The organism is Streptomyces rishiriensis, from assembly GCF_003112535.1.
Lineage (GTDB): Bacteria > Actinomycetota > Actinomycetes > Streptomycetales > Streptomycetaceae > Streptomyces > Streptomyces rishiriensis.
This window is the reverse complement of record NZ_BEWA01000014.1, coordinates 97,471-118,558: the sequence shown is the minus strand read 5'-3', so window position 1 is coordinate 118,558 and position 21,088 is coordinate 97,471. Positions and strand designations below refer to the sequence as shown.

Sequence of the window (21,088 nt, the reverse complement as noted above, 5' to 3'; positions counted from 1 at the left end):
GGGGGGAGGTCACGCTTCCTGCCTCCTCTGGACACGGATGTACAGCAGTCCGAAGACGAGCGCGATGAGGATGAGGATGTTCCCGACCGCGGCGCCGGGCCCGAACCTGGGCAGCAGGGTGCCGAAGCCCAGTCGGTACGACCAGGTCGCCAGCGTCGAGGAGGCGTCTCCCGGCCCGCCCTTGGACATGATCCAGATCAGGTCGAACACCTTGAGGGTGTAGACCAGCCCGAGGAGCAGCGTGATCGCCGACACCGGCCGCAGCAGCGGGAAGGTGATGCGGCGGAACTGCTGCCAGGCGCCCGCCCCGTCCAGCGCCGCCGCCTCGTAGAGCTCGGCCGGGACGTTCTGCAGCCCGCTGTAGAGGATGACCAGGTTGAAGGGGATGCCGATCCAGATGTTGGCGACGATCACCGAGGTCAGCGCCCAGTCGGGCGAGGTGAGCCAGCCCACCGGGTCCACGCCGACCACGTGCAGGGCGTAGTCGACGACGCCCGACTCGCTGTTGAACATCCACGACCAGGTCGACGCCGACACGATCAGCGGCAGCAGCCAGGGGATCAGGAACAGGGCCCGCAGGGTCGGGGCCAGGCGGAAGTGCCGGTTGAAGAAGACGGCGAGGGCGAGCCCGACGACGTACTGGAAGGCGATCGAGACGAACGTGAACACCAGGGTGTGGCGCAGCGCCGGGCCGAAGGTGGGGTCGTCGAGCACCGTGCGGAAGTTGTCCCAGCCGGTGAAGGGCGCGTCGCCGGAGACGAAGGAGCGGACCGTGTAGTCGCGCAGGCTCAGATCGAGGTTGCGGTACAGCGGATACAGGTAGAAGGCGGCGAGATAGGCGATCAGCGGGGCGACGAAGGCGAGCGCCGTCAGCCGGCTGCGTCGCCGGCGGCGACGTCGCAGCGGCAGGGCGTCGAGGGCGGCCGCCTTCGCCGCCGCCGCCCGCCGTGGGCGGTCGACACGGGCCAGGGTCATGTCGGCCTAGCCCTTCTGCGCGCCGGCCTGGGCCGTGTCGAGAGCGGACTGCGCGCTCTTGCCGCCGGAGAGCGCGGCCTGGACGGCGGTCCACAGCGGCTGAGAGATGGTCGGGTACTTGGTTCCCAGTCCGCCGCTGGTGCGGCCGCGCGCCGCCGCGACGGCGGCCACCCACGGCTTCAGCTTCGGGTTCTGCTTCACCTGCTCGGCCTGGACGGCGGCCACGGGCGCCACGTACGTGAGCGTGGTGTCGCTGGCCAGCAGGTTCGCGTCGCTGGTCAGACAGGCGACGATCTTCTTGGTGACGTCGTAGCGCGCGGTGTCCTTCTGCACGGGCACCGTGACGAACTCGCCCCCTGTCGGCACCGGCGCCGAACCGCCGTTCTGCGCCGGGATGCTGATGACGCCGTAGTCGAAGCCCGCCTTGTCGGCGTTGCCGAGCTGCCAGGTGCCGTTCTCGCCGAAGGCGTAGTCACCGGTGGCGAACTCCTGCCAGCTGGTGGTCTGGGTGTTCTGCAGCACGTCCTTGGGAGCCAGTCCGTCGTCCACCCACTGCTTCCACAGCGACAGCGCGGCCACGCCCTTCGCCGAGTTCAGCTCGGTGAGGTCGCCGCCCGCTCCCCAGAACCAGGGCAGGAACTGGAAACTGCCCTCCTCCGTACCGATCGCGGAGAAGGTGATGCCCTTCTTGCCGGCCGACTTCACCTTCTGCAGGGCCGCGGTGAGCGAGCTCCAGTCCTTGACGGAGGCCGGGTCGACGCCGGCGGCGGACAGGACCTTCTTGTTGTAGTAGAGGCCGAGGGTGTTGGCGCCGATCGGGACGCCGTACGCGGCGCCGTCGACGGCCCCGGCTCCGATGATGTTCTGCTGGATCGACTTGGTGTCGAGACCGAGGTCGCTCGTCTTGTTGAGGATTCCCGCCTCCACGAGTGTGGAGACCACCGGGTTGTCCACCAGCATCACATCGGGCGCGTTGCCCTGCTGAGCGGCCAGCAGCGCCTTGTTGCCGAGATCGGTGGTGTCGTAGGCGGTCCGCTTGAGGGTGACGCCGGTCTCGGTCCCGCACCGGCTGACGCGCTTGCCCCACGCGGAGGCGGCGTCGAACTGCGGGTAGGGGTCCCAGAAGGCGTAGGTCCCGCCGGCGGCGCCGGAGGCGGCCGAGCCCCCTGCGCAGGCGGTGAGCGAGGCGAGCGTGCCGACGGCGGCGAGCGCGGCGAGGAGGGTGCGGCGGGTCGGTATCACGGGGTGACCTCGTTGTCGTAGTGGGGCGTCGTCGTGCGTGGGCGTCGGTAGGTTGTCCTGGGCTTCGGGGAGGCGGCGCGGAGGACGGGTCAGGAGAGGGGCAGCCAGACGCGCATGGCGCCGTCCTCGCGGTTGGCCCAGGCGTAGTAGGGAACGGCGGTCAGCTCGACGGGGTCGCCGTCGTCCGTTCCGGGGGACCCGACGGCGTCCGTGGGGACGTAGGGCCACCAGCCCCGGTCGGGGACGACGCGCCGGCGGCCGGCCGCCACCACCGTGGTGACGCCGCCGAGCAGGTCGGGGCGCTGCTTCACGGCGAGCGGGCGGGTCGGGTCGAGGACGATGTCGTCCAGGCCGCCGCCGGGGTGGTCGACCCCTTCCAGGCAGTACACGAGCGGTCCGCGTTCGATCGCGACACAGCCGCGCACCGCGTCCACCCGGGGGTCGGCGGCGGTCAGCCGGGGTTCCAGCGGCAGCTCCAGGACCACTTCGTCGCCGGGCGACCAGGTCCGCTCCAGACGCAGCCAGCCCTCGGACGCGAGCGCGCCGTACGGCTCTCCCGCGCAGTGGACGCGGAACTCGCGGGACCACTGCGGGATGCGCAGGGAGAGCGTCCAGGGCAGGTCGGCGGGAGTCTCCTCCACGGTGAGGCGGATCGTGGCGTCCCAGGGGTAGTCCGTCTCGGCGCGCACGGCGATGCCCTCGGCCGTGTAGCGGCCGGTGACGTACTGGTGGATCTGCAGGCCGTCCGCGTCGCCGCTGGCCACATAGTGCTCCAGGCTGGCCAGCAGTCGCATGACGTTGGGCGGGCAGCAGGCGCAGCGGAACCAGCGGGTGCGGCGGGCCGACTGGTCGCCCCCGGGGTCGGTGTGGCCGTCGCGGACCTGGAGCGGGTTGACGTACAGCCAGCGCTCGCCGTCCAGGGAGACGCCGGCCAGGAAGCCGTTGTAGAGGGTGCGTTCGATCAGGTCGCCGTAGCGGGCCTCGCCGGTGAGCAGGGCCATGCGCCAGCTCCACTGGACGGAGGCGATGGCGGCGCAGGTCTCGCAGTAGGCGCGCTCGTTGGGCAGTTCGTACGGGTCGCCGAAGTCCTCCTCGTCGTGGTGGGCGCCGAGTCCGCCGGTCAGGTGGGTCTTGGTGGCGGTCATGGCCCGCCACAACCGCTCGCCCGCCGTGCGCAGTTCCTCGTCCCCGGTCTCGACGGCCACGTCGGTGGCGCCGGCCAGCAGGTACAACTGCCGTACGGCGTGGCCTTCCACGTTCGTCGCCTCGCGCAACGGCACGCGGTCCTGGCAGTACGCCTCGCCGCCGAGCGCGCCGTGGCCGAAGCGGTCGACGAAGTAGCCGGCGAGCTCCAGGTAGCGGCGCTCCCCGGTCTCCCGGTACAGCTCGACCAGGGCGGTCTCGACCTCGGGGTGGCCGTCCACGCCGTCGATGGGCCTGCCGCTGCCGGGCGGCCCGAAGACGGAGTCGATGTGATCGGCGAACCGGACGGCGACGTCGAGGAGTTCGGTCCCGCCGGTGGCCCGGTGGTGGGCCACCGCTGCCTGGATGAGATGGCCCGCGCTGTACAGCTCGTGGCCCCAGCGCAGGTCCTGGTAGCGCCGGCCGCCCTTGACCAGCTGGAACCAGGTGTTGAGGTAGCCGTCGGGCTGCTGCGCGGCGGCGACCAGGGCCACGATCCGGGCCACCTGAGCGGCGAGTGCGGCGTCCGGGGCCTGGGCGAGCTGCCAGGCGGCAGCCTCCAGCCACTTGTACACGTCGGTGTCGACGAAGGGATAGGCGCCCTGGAACTCGCCCTCGTCCGCGCCGGCCGCCAGCCGCAGGTTGCGCAGGTTCCCCGCGGACTCCAGCAGCTCCGGTCCCTGGGGGATGGAGACCTGGGCGTTGGTCGCGCGGCGGGCCTGCCAGAAGCCCGAGGTGATGCCGGCCGCCGTGGGGCGCAGCGCGGCACGGGCGTGCGGGCCGAGGCGGACCGGCCCCGGTGCGGGAAGGCTGGAGCGTGTGCGGGGCATGACTCTCCGGGGGTGAGGGCGCAGAGGAGGAGGGGCTCGTCTGAGCCTGACGCGGACCTGTTTGGGAAACCGTTTTCTCGTCGTGAAAGTAGAGGGCAGCCCACCTACCCGGTCAAGAGCTGTGGCAGGGATTTCTTCTTCTCTCCCCTGGGCTGGCGCATCCCGCCGCGGCCTGCCACCATGTCGGGCGTCCGCATCAGTGAGGAAAAGGGTTGCTCGTGACCTCAGCTCCAGGCTCTCCCTCCGACGGCCGGGCCCGGCTGACCGACGTCGCCGCCCTCGCCGGCGTCAGCGTCGGCACGGCGTCGAAAGCACTGAACGGCGGGGGGCGGATGCGTCCCGAGACGCGCCAACGCGTGATGGACGCGGTCGCGGAGCTCGGATTCAGGCCGAACCAGCACGCGCAGAGCCTGCACAGCGGACGCAGCTGGACGGTGGGCCTGATGACGACGGACGGCATCGGCCGCTTCAGCACCCCGGTGCTGCTGGGCGCCGAGGACGCGCTCGGCGCGGGGAAGATCTCCGTCCTGCTGTGCGACACCCGGGGCGACTCCATCCGCGAGCAGCACCATCTGCGCAACCTCATGGACCGCCGGGTGGACGGCATCATCGTCGCCGGACGCCGTACCGACCCGCGGCCGCCGCTCCCGGGCGTGGAGTCCGTCCCCGTCGTCTACGCGCTCTCCCCGTCCACCGATCCGTCCGACACCTCCGTGGTCACCGACGACCGCGGGGGCGTGCGGCTGGCCATCGAGCATCTGGTGTCCACCGGGCGCACCCGCATCGCGCACGTCACCGGCCCCGAACACCATGCCGCCGCCCGCGAACGGGCGCGGTACGCGGTCGAGGAACTGGCGAAGTCCTCGCTGGAGCCGTCCACGGGACGGATCCACTTCGGCGAGTGGAGCGAGGCGTGGGGCCGTCGAGCGGCCGACGCGGTGCTGCGCACGGCCCCCGGCACGGACGCCTTCTTCTGCGGCAACGACCAGATCGCCCGGGGGGTGGCGGACGCGCTGCGCGAGCGCGGGGTGGCGGTGCCCGCGGACGTCGCCGTCGTGGGCTACGACAACTGGGACACCATGGCGCTGGCCAGCCGTCCGCCGCTCACCACCCTCGACACCAACCTCGCCGAGATCGGCCGGATCGCGGCCCTGGAGCTGCTGCGGGCCATCGACGCCGAGCCCCGGCCCGGCGTGCACACCGTGCCGTGCCGGCTGGTCGTCCGGGAGTCCAGCTGAGCGTGGCCGCCGGGGTGCGGTCGCCGGCAGCGGGTCCTCGACCCGACCACCGGTCACACCTCAGAACCGGACGCCATGGGCGCACGCGACTGCCCGGTCTGCGGTGCGCCTGGGATGGGCGGTGTGCCCGGCCTGTGTGGTGCGCACGGGATGGGCGGTGCGCACGGTCTGCGCGGTGTCCACGGCATGGGCGGGACGGACGGACGGGTGGGGGCGGCGGCGGCAGGTGATGACCCGACCGGTCGGTTCCGCCACGGGACGCGGCGGCCCGCACGGCGGTCGCACGCGCCGTGGGGCCCTCGTCCGGAAGGTGCGCCGTGCTCAGCGGTGGCAGGTCGTGACGCCCGGCCGCCAGGGGCAGGCGAGCGCGGCGAAGCCGCCGCCGGCGACCACGTCGACGGTGAGCGTCGCGCCGCCGCGCAGCACCTGCCGGTCCTGGACGAGGCCGTCGGCGCCGTCCCGGACCGTCTCGACCAGCCACTTGCCGGGTCCGAGGGCCAGCGGCACCCCGGCCGTCCGGGCCGCGCCCGCGTACACGCCGCCCAGGAACCACCGGTCCCCGCTGCGGCGGGCGAGCACGGCTTCCTGTCCGGGCCGTCCGGCGAGCAGCCGGGTGTCGTCCCAGGCCGCGGGGACCTGGTCCATGAAGGCGCGGGCGAGCGGCCGTGCGTCGTAGGACTCCGGGGTGCCCGCGAACATCTGCAGGCCCGACTCGTAGGCGACGGTCAGTCCGAGCTCGGCGGCGTCGGAGTCGGGACGCATGCCGACGCGCTGGAAGCCGCCCGGGGTGAAGTCCATGGACCCGATGACGTTGCGGGTGAAGGGCAGGGTCGTGAGATGGGCGGCGGTGTTGGTGCGCTTCTCCTCGCCGCCGACGCCCTCCAGGGTCATCACCTGCGGCCAGGTCCGCTGGATGCCCTTGGGGATCGTCGAGCCGTGGAAGTCGACCATGAGGTGATGGGCGGCGGTCTCGGGGAGAATCGCGTCGTACCACCGGAGCATGGACTGCGCCTCGGAGTTCATGAAGTCGATCTTGACGCCCTTGACGCCCCACCGCTCCAGTGCGGGCAGCCACTGGGCGCGTTCCTCGGGCGTGTCCAGGTCGCGCTGGTGAATCCACACGATGATCCCGACGCCCTTGGCGCGTGCGTACGCGGCGAGTTCCGGCATCCAGCTGTCGGTCTGCCAGTCCGGGTCGGTGACGTCCCACTCGTCCTTCTTGAAGTACCAGCCCGAGTCGACCGCCTCGTAGGGCCAGCCCCGCTCGGCGGCGTAGTCGACGTACGCCTTCTGCGCCGCCAGGCTCCGGCCGGCCGTGCGCCCTCCGGCGAGCCAGGTCCACAGCACGGTGCCGGGCCGGATCCAGGAGCGGTCGGCGACCTTGGAGGCCGGAGCGAGGTCGTCGGTGAAGGTGGACCGGGTGACCGTCGCGAGGTCACCGGCGACCACCGCCCGCCATGCGGTGGCGAGCGGGCCGTCCGCGGCGACCCGTTCGTCGGCGAGCTGGACGCGGTAGGCGCCGCTGCCCTGGGTGTGGGCGAGCCGGGCGCCCGAGTAGCCGCCGGTGAGGTCGGACTCGGCGAGCAGGGCGTAGCCGCCGGGGGTGGCGAAGAGCGCCTGTTCGGAGTAGGTCCCGGTGGGGGCCGTGGCGGCGGTGTACTGCGCGAACTGGCCCTCGTTGTCGACCCGGTAGGTGCTCAGCCAGGCGTCCGCGTCGTCCGGCAGGCGGAACGCGGAGGTCTCGCCGAGCACGTCGCCGTGCCCGGCGGGCAGGACGTAGCGGTAGGCGACGCCGTCGGCGGAGGCGCGGACGACGAGGTCGAGGCGGGCGCCGGCGGCGCCGGCGAACGACAGCCGGGTCTCCCGCATGTGCACCGTGCGGTTCAGGCGTTTGCCGGACTCGGTCCGGTAGTGCTCGTCCACGCTGCGGTCCTGACGGTGTACGAAGCGCAACCCCTGCGAGAGATCGGCCCCTTCGGTGACGATGCCGAGGGGCGACGGCTCCAGGACCGTGCGGCCGTCACGGGACACCGTGAGGTCGAGCGTGCCGGTGGCGTCGTCCAGAGCCACCTGCGCGCGGGGTGCGTGCGGGGCCGAGTCGGGCGCGTAGACGGCCCATGCCCGCTCGTGCAGGGGAGGCTGCCCGGCCTGCGCGGGCACCGTCGTGAGAAGTGCGGTCACCAGCCCTGCGCAGAGCGCGGAGCACGCGGTTCTGATCGGAACAGCCATGAGAACCCTTCCGGTTGTCGGGGGTGCGGGGCATGCGCGCGGGCGGCCGCCGGTTACGGGAGTCCCCAGGCGGCGCCGGGCTCGCCGACGGCGACGGGCGCGATGACGAGGTCGGGGCGGGAGCCGGAGTGGATCAGCACCTCGCGGCTCCGGGGCAGGTCGATCGAGAGCACGCCGTCGCCCAGGTCGTGGGTGCGCGCCGGGCTGCCGTCGTCGAGGAGCACGGTGAGCCGGCCGCTCAGCCCGTGCTTCACCTTGAGCGGTGCGCCCGCCAGGCTCCGGATCCGGACGAACCGGGTTCTGCCCGCCGTGCGCACCGCGCTGACCAGGAACGCGCCCTGGGTGCGGAAGTCGTGCAGGGTGAGGTCGGCCCAGGCGGAGGGGACGGCCGGGAAGACGCGTACGACGCCGCCCCAGCTCTGGCAGAACATGTCGTGCAGCGACTGCGACGCGGACAGCGGCGTCTCGATGACGGGGCCGGCCTCGGTGTAGTGGGTGTTGGCCTGGCAGGGGTAGCGGGTCGCGGGGTCGAAGAACTTCCGCAGATACGACACGGCGGTGTCGCCGTCGCCGGTCATCGCGTAGAGGGAGGCCGCGCCGGTGTAGCTGTAGCCGCGGTGGGCGCCCGTCAGCGCGTGCCAGTGCTCGACGGACCTGGTGATCAGCTCGCGGTTCTCGGGCTGGTCCCAGTTGACCAGGTACAGCGGATACACCATCAGCAGGTGCGAGTAGTGCCGGTGGGACTGGGCGTACGGGGTGTCGGCGCCGATCATGAAGCCGTCGGCGTCGACGGGGTAGGGGGTGAGCCTGGCCAGAACGTCCCGCCAGCGGGGCGCCGACTCGTCGTCCACGCCCAGCAGTTCGGCGGACTCCAGGAGCGTCTGGCATCCCCAGCGGATGAGGGCCAGGTCGTAGTTGGTGTCCTGCGGGGGCACGACCGGGTACTCCGGGGACAGCGTGCTGGGCAGGTGCAGTCTGCCGTCGCTGCCCGGAGCGAGGAAGTGCAGGTAGTAGTTGATCGCCCGGCGCAGCACCGGGTAGACCGTGTCGCGCAGCAGGCCCTCGTCCATGGAGTGGCGGTAGGACAGCCACACGTTGTGCAGCGCCCAGGTGAGGTCGCCGGTCTCGGCGCCGGTGCCCGGCCGGCCCACGTCGCGGGTGGCGAACATGTCCGAGCTGCGGCCCACGCCGGAGCTGTCCGAGCGGTAGGCGGCGGGCACGTTGGCGATCAGCTGTTCCTGGTTCTGCCGCAGCGTGCTGGCCAGCGAGTCGAGCTCCGGGTGGTTGAACCCATGGATGAGCCAGTACTCCAGCTGGACGTTGAGGTTCCACCAGACCGCGGGCCAGGGCGTGGGCTCCAGCCACGGCCCCGTGGTGGCCATGACGGGGCCGCCGGCGCGGCTGGCGGAGGCGACCTTGTAGAGCTGGATCCAGTGGAAGCTCTGCAGTCGCTGGTCGGGGAACGAGACGAAGCTCTTCGGGTAGAGCGCGTGCCACCAGCCGACGTGGCGGCGGCGCAGGGCGTCGTAGGACTTCGCCCGGCGCAGGTTGCGCAGCGAGTCGGTCTCGGCGGCGGTGGTGGAGGGCGCGCTGTGTCCGACGCTGAGCAGCAGCTCCGCGCCGGTGCGGCGGTAGGCGGTGGCGGTCTGGCCGCCGGTGAGCGGCTGCAGCACCTGCTCGACGCCGTCGGCGGCGGTCTTCGCGGTCCAGGGCGGGTTGGGCGTGTAACCGGCGGGCGGCGCCTCCTGGACGCGGCGGGGGCTGACGGCCTCCTCGGGATGGAAGGTCCAGACGACGCGCTCGCCGCCGTCGGCCGTGACCCGGACCGCCAGGACCTCGTCGTGGATGAGCGCGGCGAGGGTGAGCGTGCCGGCGCTGGTGGTGACGGTGCCGGTGAGCTCGGCGTTCCACAGGCTCAGTCGCCAGTCGACGGCGGTGATCGTGCCGACCGGTTCGAGGGTGAGGTGTCCGACGGGCAGCCGGCAGGTGCCCCAGCCGCTGCCGAACTCGGGCCGGTGGTCCTGCACCCGCCCGTGCTGGACGGTGAAGCGGATCCGGTTCGCGCCCGGCTCCTGGTAGACCATGCTGCCGAGCAGCCCGTCCCCGAGGAAGGGGCCCTCGTACCAGCGGGTGGGCAGCCTGCTCCAGAGAAGATCCTGACCGCGCAGAAAGTCTGCCCAGGCGCGGTCGGAGGTCATCGTGTCGCGGAGTTTCCACGGGCGTTTCGCGCTCGTCGTCGACGGGGCCGCCTCGGCGGAACGCGCCGCGGACAGCGGCTGTGGTCCGGCGTGGGCCGTCCCGGGCAGGGCTGCCGCGGCCGCTCCGCCGAGTGCGGTGCCGATCACGGCTCGGCGGCACAGGGGTGGGTTCTCTCCCGACTGCGGATTCATCGTCGTCCTCCAGACAGACATGACGGATCGTCAAGACATCGGGTGTATCGGCGAACCTAGAGATTGTCTGTGTACCTGTCAATGATGTGAGCGGCGAAGGAATCCGAGGGAATCGCGCCGAAAACGACGGTAAGGCGGGCGGATGCGGACGTCGTGCCCACATCGACGCTCCTTGTTCGACTCCTTGACTCCTCCGATGTATTCGGGTTGCCTGCACCCGCAACCCCCACTCGCTCACCGGAAGGACACGCGATGGACAGGAGATCAGCCTTACGCACCGGTGCCGGCCTGCTGGCCGCCGGCGCCGCGCTCACCGTGCCGCCGGCCGTGCGCGCGACGGCCGCCACGACGGCGAAGACCACGGCGGCGAAGGCCATGACGGCTGAGGTCACTGCAGCGAAGGCCGCGACGGCACCCGGTCCCACCGACGGCTGGACGCAGACCTCGTTCTCCGTCGGCTGGCAGAAGCCCTGGAACCTCGACCTGGCGAAGCGGCACAGTTACGCCGACGGCGTCCACCGCATGTGGGTCTACAGCACCGACGAGCCGTTCGAGGAGGGCAGCGCCACGGACCCGCGCACCGAGATGCGCTGGAAGGTCGACTACACGACGGGCGACCACATGTGGGACGCCGACGTCTACCTGCCGTCCGGCGCCGACGGCGCGTCCTTCGTCCAGATCCTGCGGTCCGTCCACCCGCCGGGCACCCCGGCCACCGACATCATGCTCAACGTCTACGACACCGACGGCGGCACCGTGCGCCGCTACGACGGCACCGTGCTCAGGACCGGCGCGTACGACACCTGGTTCAACGTGAAGATCGCCCATCGGGCGAACAGCGGAACCGGGACCGTCGAGGTCTACTTCGACGACACCCGCGTCCTGCGGGTCGCCGACCGGGGGCCCGCCACCCGTTACTTCAAGAACGGCGTCTACCAGCACGGATCCGGCCGCGCCGAGGCCCGCTTCCGCGGTCTGCGCTACTGGACGCGGTGACCGGGGACGAACGGTGACCGGGGACGAACACACGGCGCGGCCGGGGCCGTCGCTCAGACGTTGCGGCGGTACTGGCCTCCCACCTCGAAGAAGGCGTCGGTGATCTGCTGGAGGGAGCAGACCCGGGCGGCGTCCATGAGGACGGCGAAGACGTTGCGGTCGTTGACCGCCGCGTCCTTGAGGGCGGCCAGCGCCTCGTGCGCCTCGTCACGGTGCCCCGCCTGGAAGGCGCGCACGCGCTCCAGCTGCGAGACCTTCTCCTGCTCGGTCGCCCGCGCCAGTTCGATGACGCCGGGCTCGACGTCGCCGGCGTGCGGGTTGCGGAAGGTGTTGACGCCGATGATGGGCAGCGTGCCGTCGTGCTTGCGCTGCTCGTAGAGCATCGACTCGTCCTGGATGCGGCCGCGCTGGTAACCGGTCTCCATCGCGCCGAGCACGCCGCCGCGCTCGCTGATCCGGTCGAACTCCTGCAGGACCGCCTCCTCGACCAGGTCGGTGAGCTCGTCGATGACGAACGACCCCTGCAGGGGGTTCTCGTTCATCGCCAGGCCCCACTCCCGGTTGATGATCAACTGGATGGCCAGGGCCCGGCGCACCGACTCCTCGGTGGGCGTGGTCACCGCCTCGTCGTAGGCGTTGGTGTGCAGGCTGTTGCAGTTGTCGTAGATCGCGATGAGCGCCTGCAGACTGGTGCGGATGTCGTTGAAGTCCATCTCCTGGGCGTGCAGGGAGCGTCCGGAGGTCTGGACGTGGTACTTCAGCTTCTGGCTGCGCTCGTTCGCGCCGTACTTCTCCTTCATGGCGACGGCCCAGATGCGGCGGGCCACCCGGCCGAGCACCGAGTACTCCGGGTCCATGCCGTTGGAGAAGAAGAACGACAGGTTGGGCGCGAAGTCGTCGATGTGCATGCCCCGCGCGAGGTAGGCCTCCACGTAGGTGAAGCCGTTGGCCAGGGTGAAGGCGAGCTGGCTGATGGGGTTCGCGCCGGCCTCGGCGATGTGGTAGCCGGAGATCGACACCGAGTAGAAGTTGCGGACCTTCTGCGCGATGAACCACTCCTGGATGTCGGCCATCATCCGCAGGCTGAACTCGGTGGAGAACAGGCAGGTGTTCTGGCCCTGGTCCTCCTTGAGGATGTCGGCCTGGACGGTGCCGCGCACGCTCGCCAGCGCGCGCGCCCTCAGCTCGCCCGCCTCCTCGGGGGAGGGCTCGCGGCCCTCGGCGGCGCGGAAGGCGTCCATCTGCTGGTCGACGGCGGTGTTCAGGAAGAACGCCAGGACCGTCGGGGCGGGTCCGTTGATCGTCATGGACACGGAGGTGGTGGGCGCGACGAGGTCGAAACCGTCGTACAGCGCCTTCATGTCGTCCAGCGTGGCCACGGACACACCGGAGGTGCCGACCTTGCCGTAGATGTCGGGTCGTTCGTCGGGGTCGCGGCCGTAGAGGGTGACCGAGTCGAACGCGGTGGACAGGCGGGTGGCGGGCTGGCCCTCGGAGAGCAGCTTGAAGCGCCGGTTGGTGCGGAACGGGTCGCCCTCGCCGGCGAACATGCGCGCCGGGTCCTCGCCGTCGCGCTTGAACGGGAACACCCCGGCGGTGAAGGGGAAGCGGCCGGGGAGGTTCTCCCGGCGCCAGAACCGCACCAGCTCCCCGTGGTCGGTGAAGCGGGGGAGCGCGACGCGCGGGATCTTGTTCCCCGACAGGGACTCGCGGGTCAGCTTGGTGCGGATCTCCTTGTCCCGGATCCGCACCACCTGCTCGTCCCCGGAGTAGGAGGCCATGACGGCCGGCCACCCGCGGAGCTGCTCGGCGATCGGGTGCGGGAGGTTCCCGCGGGCCGTCTCCAGGAGTTCCCGCACGTTCGCGGCGTCGGAACCGGCCTCGGCGAGCTCGTCGACGACCGTCTCCAGGCGCTGCACCCGTCGCGCCGCCTCGGTCAGTCGGTCGGTCTCGGCGTGATAGGCGCGGATGCTTTCGGTGATCTCGGCGAGGTAGCGCACGCGGTCCGCGGGGACCACCTGGCGGATTCCGGAGGAATGGCGCACGTCGACCGGCGCCAGCCCGCCCTCGGACAGCGGCAGGCCCTTCTCCGCCAGGGCGGCCTTGAGGTGCTGGTGGAGCGCGGTGACCCCGTCGTCGTTGAAGGTGGCCGCCGAGGTGCCGAACACCGGCATGTCCTCGGGCCGCATGCCGAACGCCTCGCGGTTGCGCACCAGTTGACGGCCCACGTCACGCATCGCGTCCTTGGCGCCGCGCCGTTCGAACTTGTTGATGGCCACGACGTCGGCGAAGTCGAGCATGTCGATCTTCTCCAGCTGCGAGGCGGCGCCGAACTCCGGCGTCATCACGTACAGCGAGGTGTCGACGAACGGCACGATCGCGGCGTCGCCCTGGCCGATGCCCGGCGTCTCCACGATCACCAGGTCGAACCCGGCCGCCTTGACCACGTCGATCACGTCGGACAGGTGCTCCGGCAGTTCGTGGCTGCCGCGGGTGGCCAGGCTGCGGAAGAACACCCGGTTGCCGTCCAGCGAGTTCATCCGGATCCGGTCGCCGAGCAGCGCGCCGCCGCCGCGCCGGCGGGTCGGGTCGACCGCGATCACCGCGATCCGCAGCTTGTCCTGCTGGTCCACCCGGAACCGGCGCACCAGTTCGTCCGTCAGCGACGACTTGCCCGAGCCGCCGGTGCCCGTGATGCCCAGCACCGGGGTGCTCCGCCCCGCCGCCGTGGCCCGCACCTGGTCCACGAACTCCCGCGGCAGCTTGCCGAGTTCCGCGCCGGTGATCGCGCGGGCGACGGCGAACCGGTCGCCGGCGAGCACACCGGCCGCGTCGGCGGGCTTGGCGTCCCACAGGTCGAAGTCGCAGTCCCGGACCACCGAGTTGACCATCCCGGCCAGGCCCATCCGCTGCCCGTCCTCCGGCGAGAAGATCGTCACCCCGCCGGCGCGCAGCCGGGCGATCTCCTCGGGGACGATGACGCCTCCGCCGCCGCCCACCACCCGGACGTGCTCCGCACCCCGCGCGTGCAGCGACTCGACCAGGTACTCGAAGTACTCCACGTGTCCGCCCTGGTACGAGGAGACGGCCACGCCGTGCGCGTCCTCCTCCAGCGCCGCGTCCACGACCTCCTGGACGGAGCGGTTGTGTCCGAGGTGGATCACCTCCGCGCCCTGGGACTGGAAGATCCGCCGCATGATGTTGATCGATGCGTCATGACCGTCGAACAGGGCCGAAGCCGTGACCAGACGGACGGGGTGCACGGGACGGTGCAGATCGCTCATGGGGCCTTCCCAGACAGATCAGGGTGAACGCCTATGGAGAAAATAGTAGGACGTCCTAGTAAATGAGGCGAGTGCTGTGACCAGAAGCACAGGGCGGGCAGCGGGGAGGCGGTGCGGGGAGGGCGCGGCGGGGCGAACGGAGCGACGCGTCCGCAGGGGGCTGCCGGGGGCCGCCGGGGGCTGCCGGGGGCGGTCGAACGCGCCCCCGGCTCCGGTCTCGGCCGGCCGGGGCGGCGGCCCCGCCGGCCGAGGACCGGCCCGGCGCTCGGATCAGAGCTGGCCGGACGCCGAGATGGTGATCTTCGCCGAGGTGTCGCCGCTACGGGAGCCGAGCGCCTCGATCTTCCTGACGAGGGCCATGCTGTCGTCGTCGGCGACCTCGCCGAACACCACGTGCTTGCCGTCGAGCCAGTCGGTCACGACCGTCGTGATGAAGAACTGCGAGCCGTTGGAGTTCGGGCCCGCGTTGGCCATGGACAGCAGGCCGGGACGGTCGTGCTTGAGCTGGAAGTTCTCGTCGGCGAACTTCTCGCCGTAGATGCTCTTGCCGCCGGTGCCGTTGCCCCGGGTGAAGTCGCCGCCCTGGAGCATGAACGCGGGGATGACCCGGTGGAAGGAGGAGCCGGCGTAGCCGTAGCCCTTCTCGCCGGTGGCGAGCGCGCGGAAGTTCTCCGCCGTCCTGGGCACGACGTCCTCGAAGAGGTTGAAGTTGATGCGGCCCGCGGGCTGGTCGTTGATGGTGATGTCGAAGTAAACCTTTATCGTCATACCTCTATCCTGCACGGTCCTGACCGTGCTGGTGCACCGCGGGGTCCGGTGCAGCCGGCCGGCGGCCTCGCAAAGGCCCCGCCTCCACGACGCCGTGCGGACCGGAGGCCGCGCTGATCTGCGAAGACGTCGCGCGCAGGGTCAGTCGACCGGCCAGGTGTGCGCCGGGGCGTTGAGATGCATGTAGTCGATGTACTGCCGCGTCATCCGTCGCAGCGCCTCATGCCGGCCGGCGTGGGCGGCGGCGGTGATGCGATGGAACGTCTCCTTCTGCCAGACGGCCCCGTTGCGGCCGGTGACACAGCGCTGCTCGATGATGCCGAGCAGCGGCTCCCGCCAGGCGGCGTCCATGCCGGAGCGCTCCAGGCCCCGGTGGGCCAGCGGCAGCAGACGCCGCAGGACGAGCTCGGGCACCGGCACCTCGCCCATGCCGGGCCAGTAGAGCCGGGCCTCGATACCGTGCCGGGCCGCCGCGTGCAGGTTGTCCTCGGCGGCCTGGAAGGACATGCGCGACCACACCGGCCGCTCCTCCTCCACGAGGGCACGGGTGATCCCGTAGTAGAACGCGCCGTTGGCGAGGGTGTCGGCGACGGTCGGGCCGGCCGGCAGACAGCGGTTCTCCACTCTGACGTGCGGCCGGTCGTTCGCGACCGCGTACACCGGGCGGTTCCAGCGGTAGATCGTTCCGTTGTGCAGGGTCAGCTCGGCGAGTTCGGGAACGTCCCCCGCGGCCAGCGTCTCGCGCGGATCCTGCTCGTCGCACAGCGGAAGCAGCGCCGGGAAGTAGCGCAGGTTCTCCTCGAAGAGGTCGAAGACGCCGGTGATCCACCGTTCGCCGAACCACACCCGGGGGCGTACGCCCTGCACCTTGATCTCCTGCGGGCGGGTGTCGGTGGCCTGCTCGAAGAGCGGGATCCGGGTCTCGTGCCACAGCTCCCGGCCGAACAGGAACGGTGAGTTCGCCGCCAGCCCCACCTGCACGCCGGCGATCGCCTGCGCCGCGTTCCAGTACGGGGCGAACTCGTCGGGGGAGACCTGGAGATGGAACTGGGTGCTGGTGCACGCGGCCTCGGGGGTGATCGTGTCGGCGTAGGCGCGCAGCCGGTCCACGCCGTCCAGCTCGATGCGCAGGTCCTCGCCCCGCGCGGCGAAGACCTGGTCGTTGAGCAGCCGGTAGCGGGCGTTCTCCGACAGCGCCCCCTCGCCGACGTCCTGCTGCCGCAGCGTGGGCAGGATCCCGACCATGATCAGATGCGCGCCGACCGAGCCGGCGCGTTCCTCGGCGTGATTGAGCGCGGCACGGATCTCGGACTCCCAGGCGTCCGGTCCGCCCTGGGTCAGCCGGCGGGGCGGGACGTTGATCTCCAGATTGAAGCGGCCCAGCTCGGTGGACCAGGCCGGGTCCGCGATCGCCTCCAGGACGTCGTTGTTGCGCATCGCGGGCTCGGCCTCGTCGTCGACGAGGTTCAGCTCGATCTCCAGCCCCACCTGCGGCCGCTCGGACTCGAACCGCGACTCGCGCAGCATCTGCGCGAACACGTCGAGGTTCTCCTGCATCTTGATCCGGTACCGGCGGCGGTCCTCGCGGGTGAAGACCAGCGCCGGGACGTCTCGTCCCATCGGCCCTCCCGGTTCGCCCGGTGGCGGACGGCTCGTGCCTCCAGCGTCGCACCACGGACCGCCCCGCACCACGCGGGACGGACGGTCACGCCCGGGGTCCGCCCGAGGCCGGGAGGGTCCCGTTCGGGGCGTCTCAGCCGGGGCCGGACGGCGGGCCGGTCAGGCGGCGCAGTCTCCGGTCGGCGTCCCGGGCCTCGCGCTCCGCTCGGGTCATGGCGTCCGTGACCGCCCGGCACCGTTCGTCGGCCGTCCGGCGCTCCTGCTCCGTCCGGCGGAGGTCCTCCTCTGACGCGTGCAGGTCCTGCTCCGCCCGGTGCAGCCGCTGCTCGGCGTCGGCCTGCTGCCGAAGCGCCTGATCGTGGTGATCCCGTGCGCGCCGCAGTTCCTGCTCGGCGTCCGCGTGCGCCGCCCGCAGATCGCCGAGCCGACGTCCGGCGGCCTCGGCCGCCCGGCGGGCCTCGTCCTCCTGCTCCTGCCGAAGACGTCGCCGTTCGGCGAGCTCGTCCTTCGCCCGTGACCGCGCTCGCGAGGACTGCGACCGCGACGGCTGCGACGGTTGCGTCGGCTGGGATGACCGGGACGGCCGGGACGATTTCGGGTGCTGCGGCGCAGCCGCCGCTCCGGCCCGTCCACCGGACGTCGCGCCTGCGCCGGAGGGGAAGTCCGCCGGCGGGGTCAGGGCGCTCTCCAGGCGGCCCGCGGCCCACCGGTCCGCCGCGTCCTGGTCGGCGAGGACGGCGCGCAGAGTCGCTTCGACGTCCTGCCGAGTCGCGTCCGAGAGCCGGTGCCCGGCCTCGTCGGCCAGCTCGGCAGCCTGCCGGGACAGCGCGGAGACGATGCTCCGGCGCTGCGCGGACAGCTCCTTGATCCCCTCGGCGTCCAGGTTCCCGTAGGCCTCGCGCAGCGCCCGGCCCAGCTCCAGGAACCGCCGGCTCTCCTGCCGCCGCCTGTGCAGCAGCAGGTTCGCCGCCCACGCCGCGAGCGTGGGGCGGCGGGCTGCATGGATGCGTCGGGCGTCCTGCGGACGTCCGTCGGTCCTGGCCTCGGCGGCCCGTTGCTCACGAAGGGGGACGAAGCCGGACGGCGGCGTGGCGTAGAGCTCGTCGAGGACTTCCTCCACGTCGTGCGTCCGGCCGGGCCGCACTCCCTTGCGCACCATGATCGTCAGCTTCCACCCGCCCGGAGCGACACGCACGTCGGGCGGTCGCCTCGCCCGCGGCGCCGCGGCCGGGCCTCGGAGGGCGCGGGGCGCCGGCGTCGGCCGGAGCGGGCGTTCCCCGTGAGACGGGGCGAGCGGCGGGCACTCGGTACTCGCCGAGCGCACGGGCTGCGGCGGACCCCCGAGGCGGAGGAGCACGATCATGGTGGACACGGACGCGTTCATCGACCGGCTGAACCCCGACATGTGCGTCGTGACGGCCGCCGCGGGAGGCGAGCGGGCGGGCTGTCTCGTGGGGTTCGCCTCGCAGTGCTCGATGCGACCGGTGCGGTTCGTGGTGTGGCTGTCCAAGGTGAACCGGACCTACCAGGTGGCCCGTGAGGCCGAGTTCCTCGCCGTGCATCTGCTGACGACCCGACAGCGGCGGCTGGCCGCCCTGTTCGGCGGGGAGACCGGCGACGAGGTGGACAAGTTCGCCCACACCCGCTGGACGGAGGGGCATGGCGGGGCCGTCGTCCTGCCGGACGCGTGCGCGTGGCTCGTCGGCAGGATCGAGCAGCGGGTCGACGGGGGCGATCACGTCGGCTTCGTCCTGACCCCGGTGCAGGCGGGCGGACAGGAGCCCGACACGGACGGTACGGACGACACGGAGGGCACGGACGAAACGGACGGCACGGGTGAGGCGGACGGCGCGGACCAGGCGGACGGCGCAGCGTTGCTGCGGCTCTCCGACGCCGTCACGATCGAACCGGGCCATCCGGTGGCCTGACCCGGCTGACCGGGCTCGCCGGGCTGACCTGGGGCGACGTTCCTCGGCTCGCGGCCGCCGCTCACCGCATGGACTTCGCCGAGGCCAACCAGCGGGTGTTCTACGCGATGGCCGTCGCCCTGGGCGTCGGTCACCTGTGCGCGGTCCGGCATCCCGGCGGCAGGGGGATCACCGACGAGGCGTCGGAGGAACGGCCCGCCCGCCGCTGGGGGGAGGGGCCGGGTGCGGCGGCCGCAGGGCCGCAGGACGCGGGAGACCGCGGGGCCGGGCCGTCTGCCGGGCCCCGGGCCGTGTGCCGGACCGCCCCGAGTTCGGCCGTGTGCCCGGCCCCGCGCCGGGCCGGGGAAGCGGGAAGGCCGCCCCGGCCCGTGCGTCAGCGGCTGCGCAGGGCGCTGGTGGTGAAGAATCCCGTGGCTGCGGCGCTGACCAGAGCGCAGACGGCCAGGAGGGCGGTACGTCGCATCGAAGGGCCTTTCCGGTGATGACGAGTGGGTCCTGCCCAACGCCGGTCGGCCCCCTCTCGGTTCGCCGGCGGCCCGAAGCCACTCGTACGGACGCGGCCAAGCGGGTGCCGGCCGGCCCCGGGCGGACACTTCGGCGCGCCGGGGGTCGAGCCGCCGGCGCCTGCCGGACACGGCCCCCCCCGTCCGCGCCCACCGCTCGCCCCCGGGCTCACGCCCTCGCCGGCAACGGCCGCCGGAACAGGTAGGCGGCCGCGGTCGAGACGAGGACGGCCATGCACGCGATGAACACCAGCCCGGCGCCCTCCAGGCCGAGCGGGTCCGTCAGCAGACCCACGCCGATGACCGGCACCGAGATGCCCGCGTACGCCACCACGAAGAGCGCCGAGATCACCGCGGCCCGCCGCTCCGGCGGAGACGCCTCGGCCACGGCGGACAGCGCCGCGCGGAACGCCAGCCCCTGACCGGCCCCGCCGACGAGCGCGCTCAAGACCACCAGCGTCAGCGAGTCCCAGTGCAGCGCGCCCGCGAGCAGCGCCAGCCCGGCCAGCAGCGCCGCGCAGCCCAGGGGCAGCGAACGCCCCGCTCCGACCCGGCCGACGGCCGACTGCCCGGCCGTCGAGGCGAAGAACGCCAGCGCGACGACCAGACCGCTGACGGCGTGGTTGCGCACGTCGAGGGACTCGGCGAGGAACGCGGGGCTGACCGAGGTGAACACGCCGAACAGGGCGAACCCCACGAACGAGGCGGTCGCCGCCGGTCCGAACACCGGGCGCACCTGCGCGGGCAGGGCCGGTCGCTGCGGCCGTACGCTGCTCGCCGGTCTGCGGTCGCGCACCGTCTCGGGAAGGCGTGCCACGACGGCAACCGAGCAGGCCACCAGGGCGAGGTGCACGGCGAACGGCAGATACAGCGGCCAGGGGGCGTACTGCGCGAGCAGCCCGGCGAGCAGCGGGCCGCAGCCCAGTCCGCCCATGTTGGCGGCCGTCGCCACGAGGGTGGCCCGGGAGGCCCCGCCCCGGGGGGCCAGGTCCATCACGTAGGCCGTGGCGGCCCCGGTGAACAGTCCGGCCGACAGCCCCGACAGCAGCCGCCCCGCGTACAGCCAGCCCAGCCCGGTGGCGCACAGGAAGCAGACGGCGCTCGCCGCCGCGCAGCCCAGGCCCCACAGCAGCACGGTCCGCCGGCCCACCGTGTCCGAGGCGTTGCCCGCCAGCAGCAGCACGCCGATGACGCCGAAGGCGTACACCGCGTACACGACGGTGACCGTCAGCTCCGAGAAGCCGAACTTGTCCTGGTACAGGCCGTACAGGGGGGTGGGCAAGGTGGTGCCGGCCATGCACACGGCGAACACCGCTCCCCCGAGCAGACAGGGGAGCCATCCTCGGCCGTCGCGGTCCATGCGGGCGACAGTAGCGCCGTGCCCGCCGCGACGCGGGCCCGCACCGACGGCGAGTCGCCGCGCCATGGCCGGCGATCCGTTCAGCGGGCGTGCACCTTGCCGTGCCTGACGACGTAGTGCGCCGGCTCGGAGCAGCCCAGGGACGGGGTGAGCAGCAGGCTCACCGTGATCGGCGCGGGCTCGGTGCCGGCGGTCGAGAACCGGCAGACGGCGCCGCTGCCGGTGAGCGGATACCAGAACCAGCCGTTCACGGCGCCCACGGTCACACGGTCCGACTCCTTCCAGGCGCCGCCGGAGTGCCTGTACACCTGCATCCGCACCGACGCGGCGTAGGCGTCGCCGGTCGAACGCAGGGCGGTGAGGGTGACCTTGTAGTCGGCGCCGAGGGTGGACGAGGCGATCTGGCGGGTCTGCGGAGCCGCGGCCCGCCGTGCGGTCGAGGCTCCGGCGTCGGCTGCGCCGAGGGTGCTCGCCGCCAGGGCGAGGAGTGCCGCGGCCGCCAGGACGCCGCGGGTTCGGATGCGATCGGGACTCATGGGTTCC

The 21,088-nt window shown here is 72.3% G+C and carries 15 protein-coding genes; 4 read left to right on the top strand and 11 right to left on the bottom strand.

Translation table 11 applies throughout. The features are described 5' to 3' along the window. Positions 1-9 precede the first annotated feature (9 nt). The 3 genes from Sri02f_RS25170 to Sri02f_RS25160 form a co-directional block, all read right to left on the bottom strand. Positions 10-975: a carbohydrate ABC transporter permease gene (locus Sri02f_RS25170; protein WP_109003576.1), complete on the bottom strand. Its 966-nt coding sequence runs from the start codon at positions 973-975 to the stop codon at positions 10-12. Between the two features lie 6 nt (positions 976-981). Continuing rightward, positions 982-2,217 carry a sugar ABC transporter substrate-binding protein gene (locus tag Sri02f_RS25165; protein ID WP_109003575.1) on the bottom strand — a complete coding sequence of 412 codons (1,236 nt, stop codon included), beginning with the start codon at positions 2,215-2,217 and terminating at the stop codon, positions 982-984. Between the two features lie 89 nt (positions 2,218-2,306). After that, entirely contained in the window at positions 2,307-4,229 is a 1,923-nt protein-coding gene (locus tag Sri02f_RS25160; RefSeq protein ID WP_109003574.1) for a glycoside hydrolase family 127 protein, read from the bottom strand. Between the two features lie 218 nt (positions 4,230-4,447). On the opposite strand from Sri02f_RS25160, the gene Sri02f_RS25155 reads away from it, so the two are divergent. Then, entirely contained in the window at positions 4,448-5,467 is a 1,020-nt protein-coding gene (locus Sri02f_RS25155; protein ID WP_109003642.1) for a LacI family DNA-binding transcriptional regulator, read from the top strand. A 321-nt stretch (positions 5,468-5,788) separates the two neighbouring features. Here the strand turns inward: Sri02f_RS25155 and Sri02f_RS25150 are convergent, their stop codons facing one another. Both Sri02f_RS25150 and Sri02f_RS25145 read right to left on the bottom strand, forming a co-directional pair. Beyond that, the gene (locus tag Sri02f_RS25150; protein WP_174855703.1) at positions 5,789-7,696 is read right to left on the bottom strand and encodes a glycoside hydrolase family 97 protein; all 1,908 of its coding nucleotides are present in this window, start codon (positions 7,694-7,696) and stop codon (positions 5,789-5,791) included. A gap of 53 nt (positions 7,697-7,749) precedes the next feature. Next, positions 7,750-10,086, bottom strand: coding sequence for a glycosyl hydrolase family 95 catalytic domain-containing protein (locus Sri02f_RS25145; RefSeq protein ID WP_174855702.1), 2,337 nt, complete (start codon positions 10,084-10,086; stop codon positions 7,750-7,752). 252 nt (positions 10,087-10,338) lie between these two features. Here Sri02f_RS25145 and Sri02f_RS25140 point away from each other — a divergent pair, with 252 nt between their 5' ends. After that, complete coding sequence (locus Sri02f_RS25140) at positions 10,339-11,082, top strand: polysaccharide lyase family 7 protein (RefSeq protein ID WP_109003572.1); 744 nt, start codon at positions 10,339-10,341, stop codon at positions 11,080-11,082. 53 nt (positions 11,083-11,135) lie between these two features. On the opposite strand, the gene icmF is transcribed toward Sri02f_RS25140, so the two are convergent. The 4 genes from icmF to Sri02f_RS25120 form a co-directional block, all read right to left on the bottom strand. Beyond that, the gene (icmF, locus tag Sri02f_RS25135) at positions 11,136-14,366 is read right to left on the bottom strand and encodes a fused isobutyryl-CoA mutase/GTPase IcmF (protein WP_109003571.1); all 3,231 of its coding nucleotides are present in this window, start codon (positions 14,364-14,366) and stop codon (positions 11,136-11,138) included. Between the two features lie 270 nt (positions 14,367-14,636). Continuing rightward, entirely contained in the window at positions 14,637-15,134 is a 498-nt protein-coding gene (locus Sri02f_RS25130; protein WP_109003570.1) for a peptidylprolyl isomerase, read from the bottom strand. 141 nt (positions 15,135-15,275) lie between these two features. Further along, on the bottom strand, positions 15,276-16,754 hold the full coding sequence (locus Sri02f_RS25125) for a glutamate-cysteine ligase family protein (protein WP_109003569.1): 1,479 nt from the start codon (positions 16,752-16,754) through the stop codon (positions 15,276-15,278). A gap of 133 nt (positions 16,755-16,887) precedes the next feature. Beyond that, complete coding sequence (locus tag Sri02f_RS25120) at positions 16,888-17,913, bottom strand: hypothetical protein (RefSeq protein WP_109003568.1); 1,026 nt, start codon at positions 17,911-17,913, stop codon at positions 16,888-16,890. Between the two features lie 202 nt (positions 17,914-18,115). Here Sri02f_RS25120 and Sri02f_RS25115 point away from each other — a divergent pair, with 202 nt between their 5' ends. Together Sri02f_RS25115 and Sri02f_RS25110 are read left to right on the top strand one after the other, a co-directional pair. Next, complete coding sequence (locus Sri02f_RS25115; protein WP_109003567.1) at positions 18,116-18,682, top strand: flavin reductase family protein; 567 nt, start codon at positions 18,116-18,118, stop codon at positions 18,680-18,682. A 68-nt stretch (positions 18,683-18,750) separates the two neighbouring features. After that, entirely contained in the window at positions 18,751-19,164 is a 414-nt protein-coding gene (locus Sri02f_RS25110; RefSeq protein ID WP_109003566.1) for a hypothetical protein, read from the top strand. A gap of 190 nt (positions 19,165-19,354) precedes the next feature. Here the strand turns inward: Sri02f_RS25110 and Sri02f_RS25105 are convergent, their stop codons facing one another. Further along, positions 19,355-20,545 carry an MFS transporter gene (locus tag Sri02f_RS25105; RefSeq protein ID WP_109003565.1) on the bottom strand — a complete coding sequence of 397 codons (1,191 nt, stop codon included), beginning with the start codon at positions 20,543-20,545 and terminating at the stop codon, positions 19,355-19,357. Between the two features lie 80 nt (positions 20,546-20,625). Further along, positions 20,626-21,081: a hypothetical protein gene (locus tag Sri02f_RS25100; protein WP_109003564.1), complete on the bottom strand. Its 456-nt coding sequence runs from the start codon at positions 21,079-21,081 to the stop codon at positions 20,626-20,628. Between the last annotated feature and the right edge of the window lie 7 nt (positions 21,082-21,088).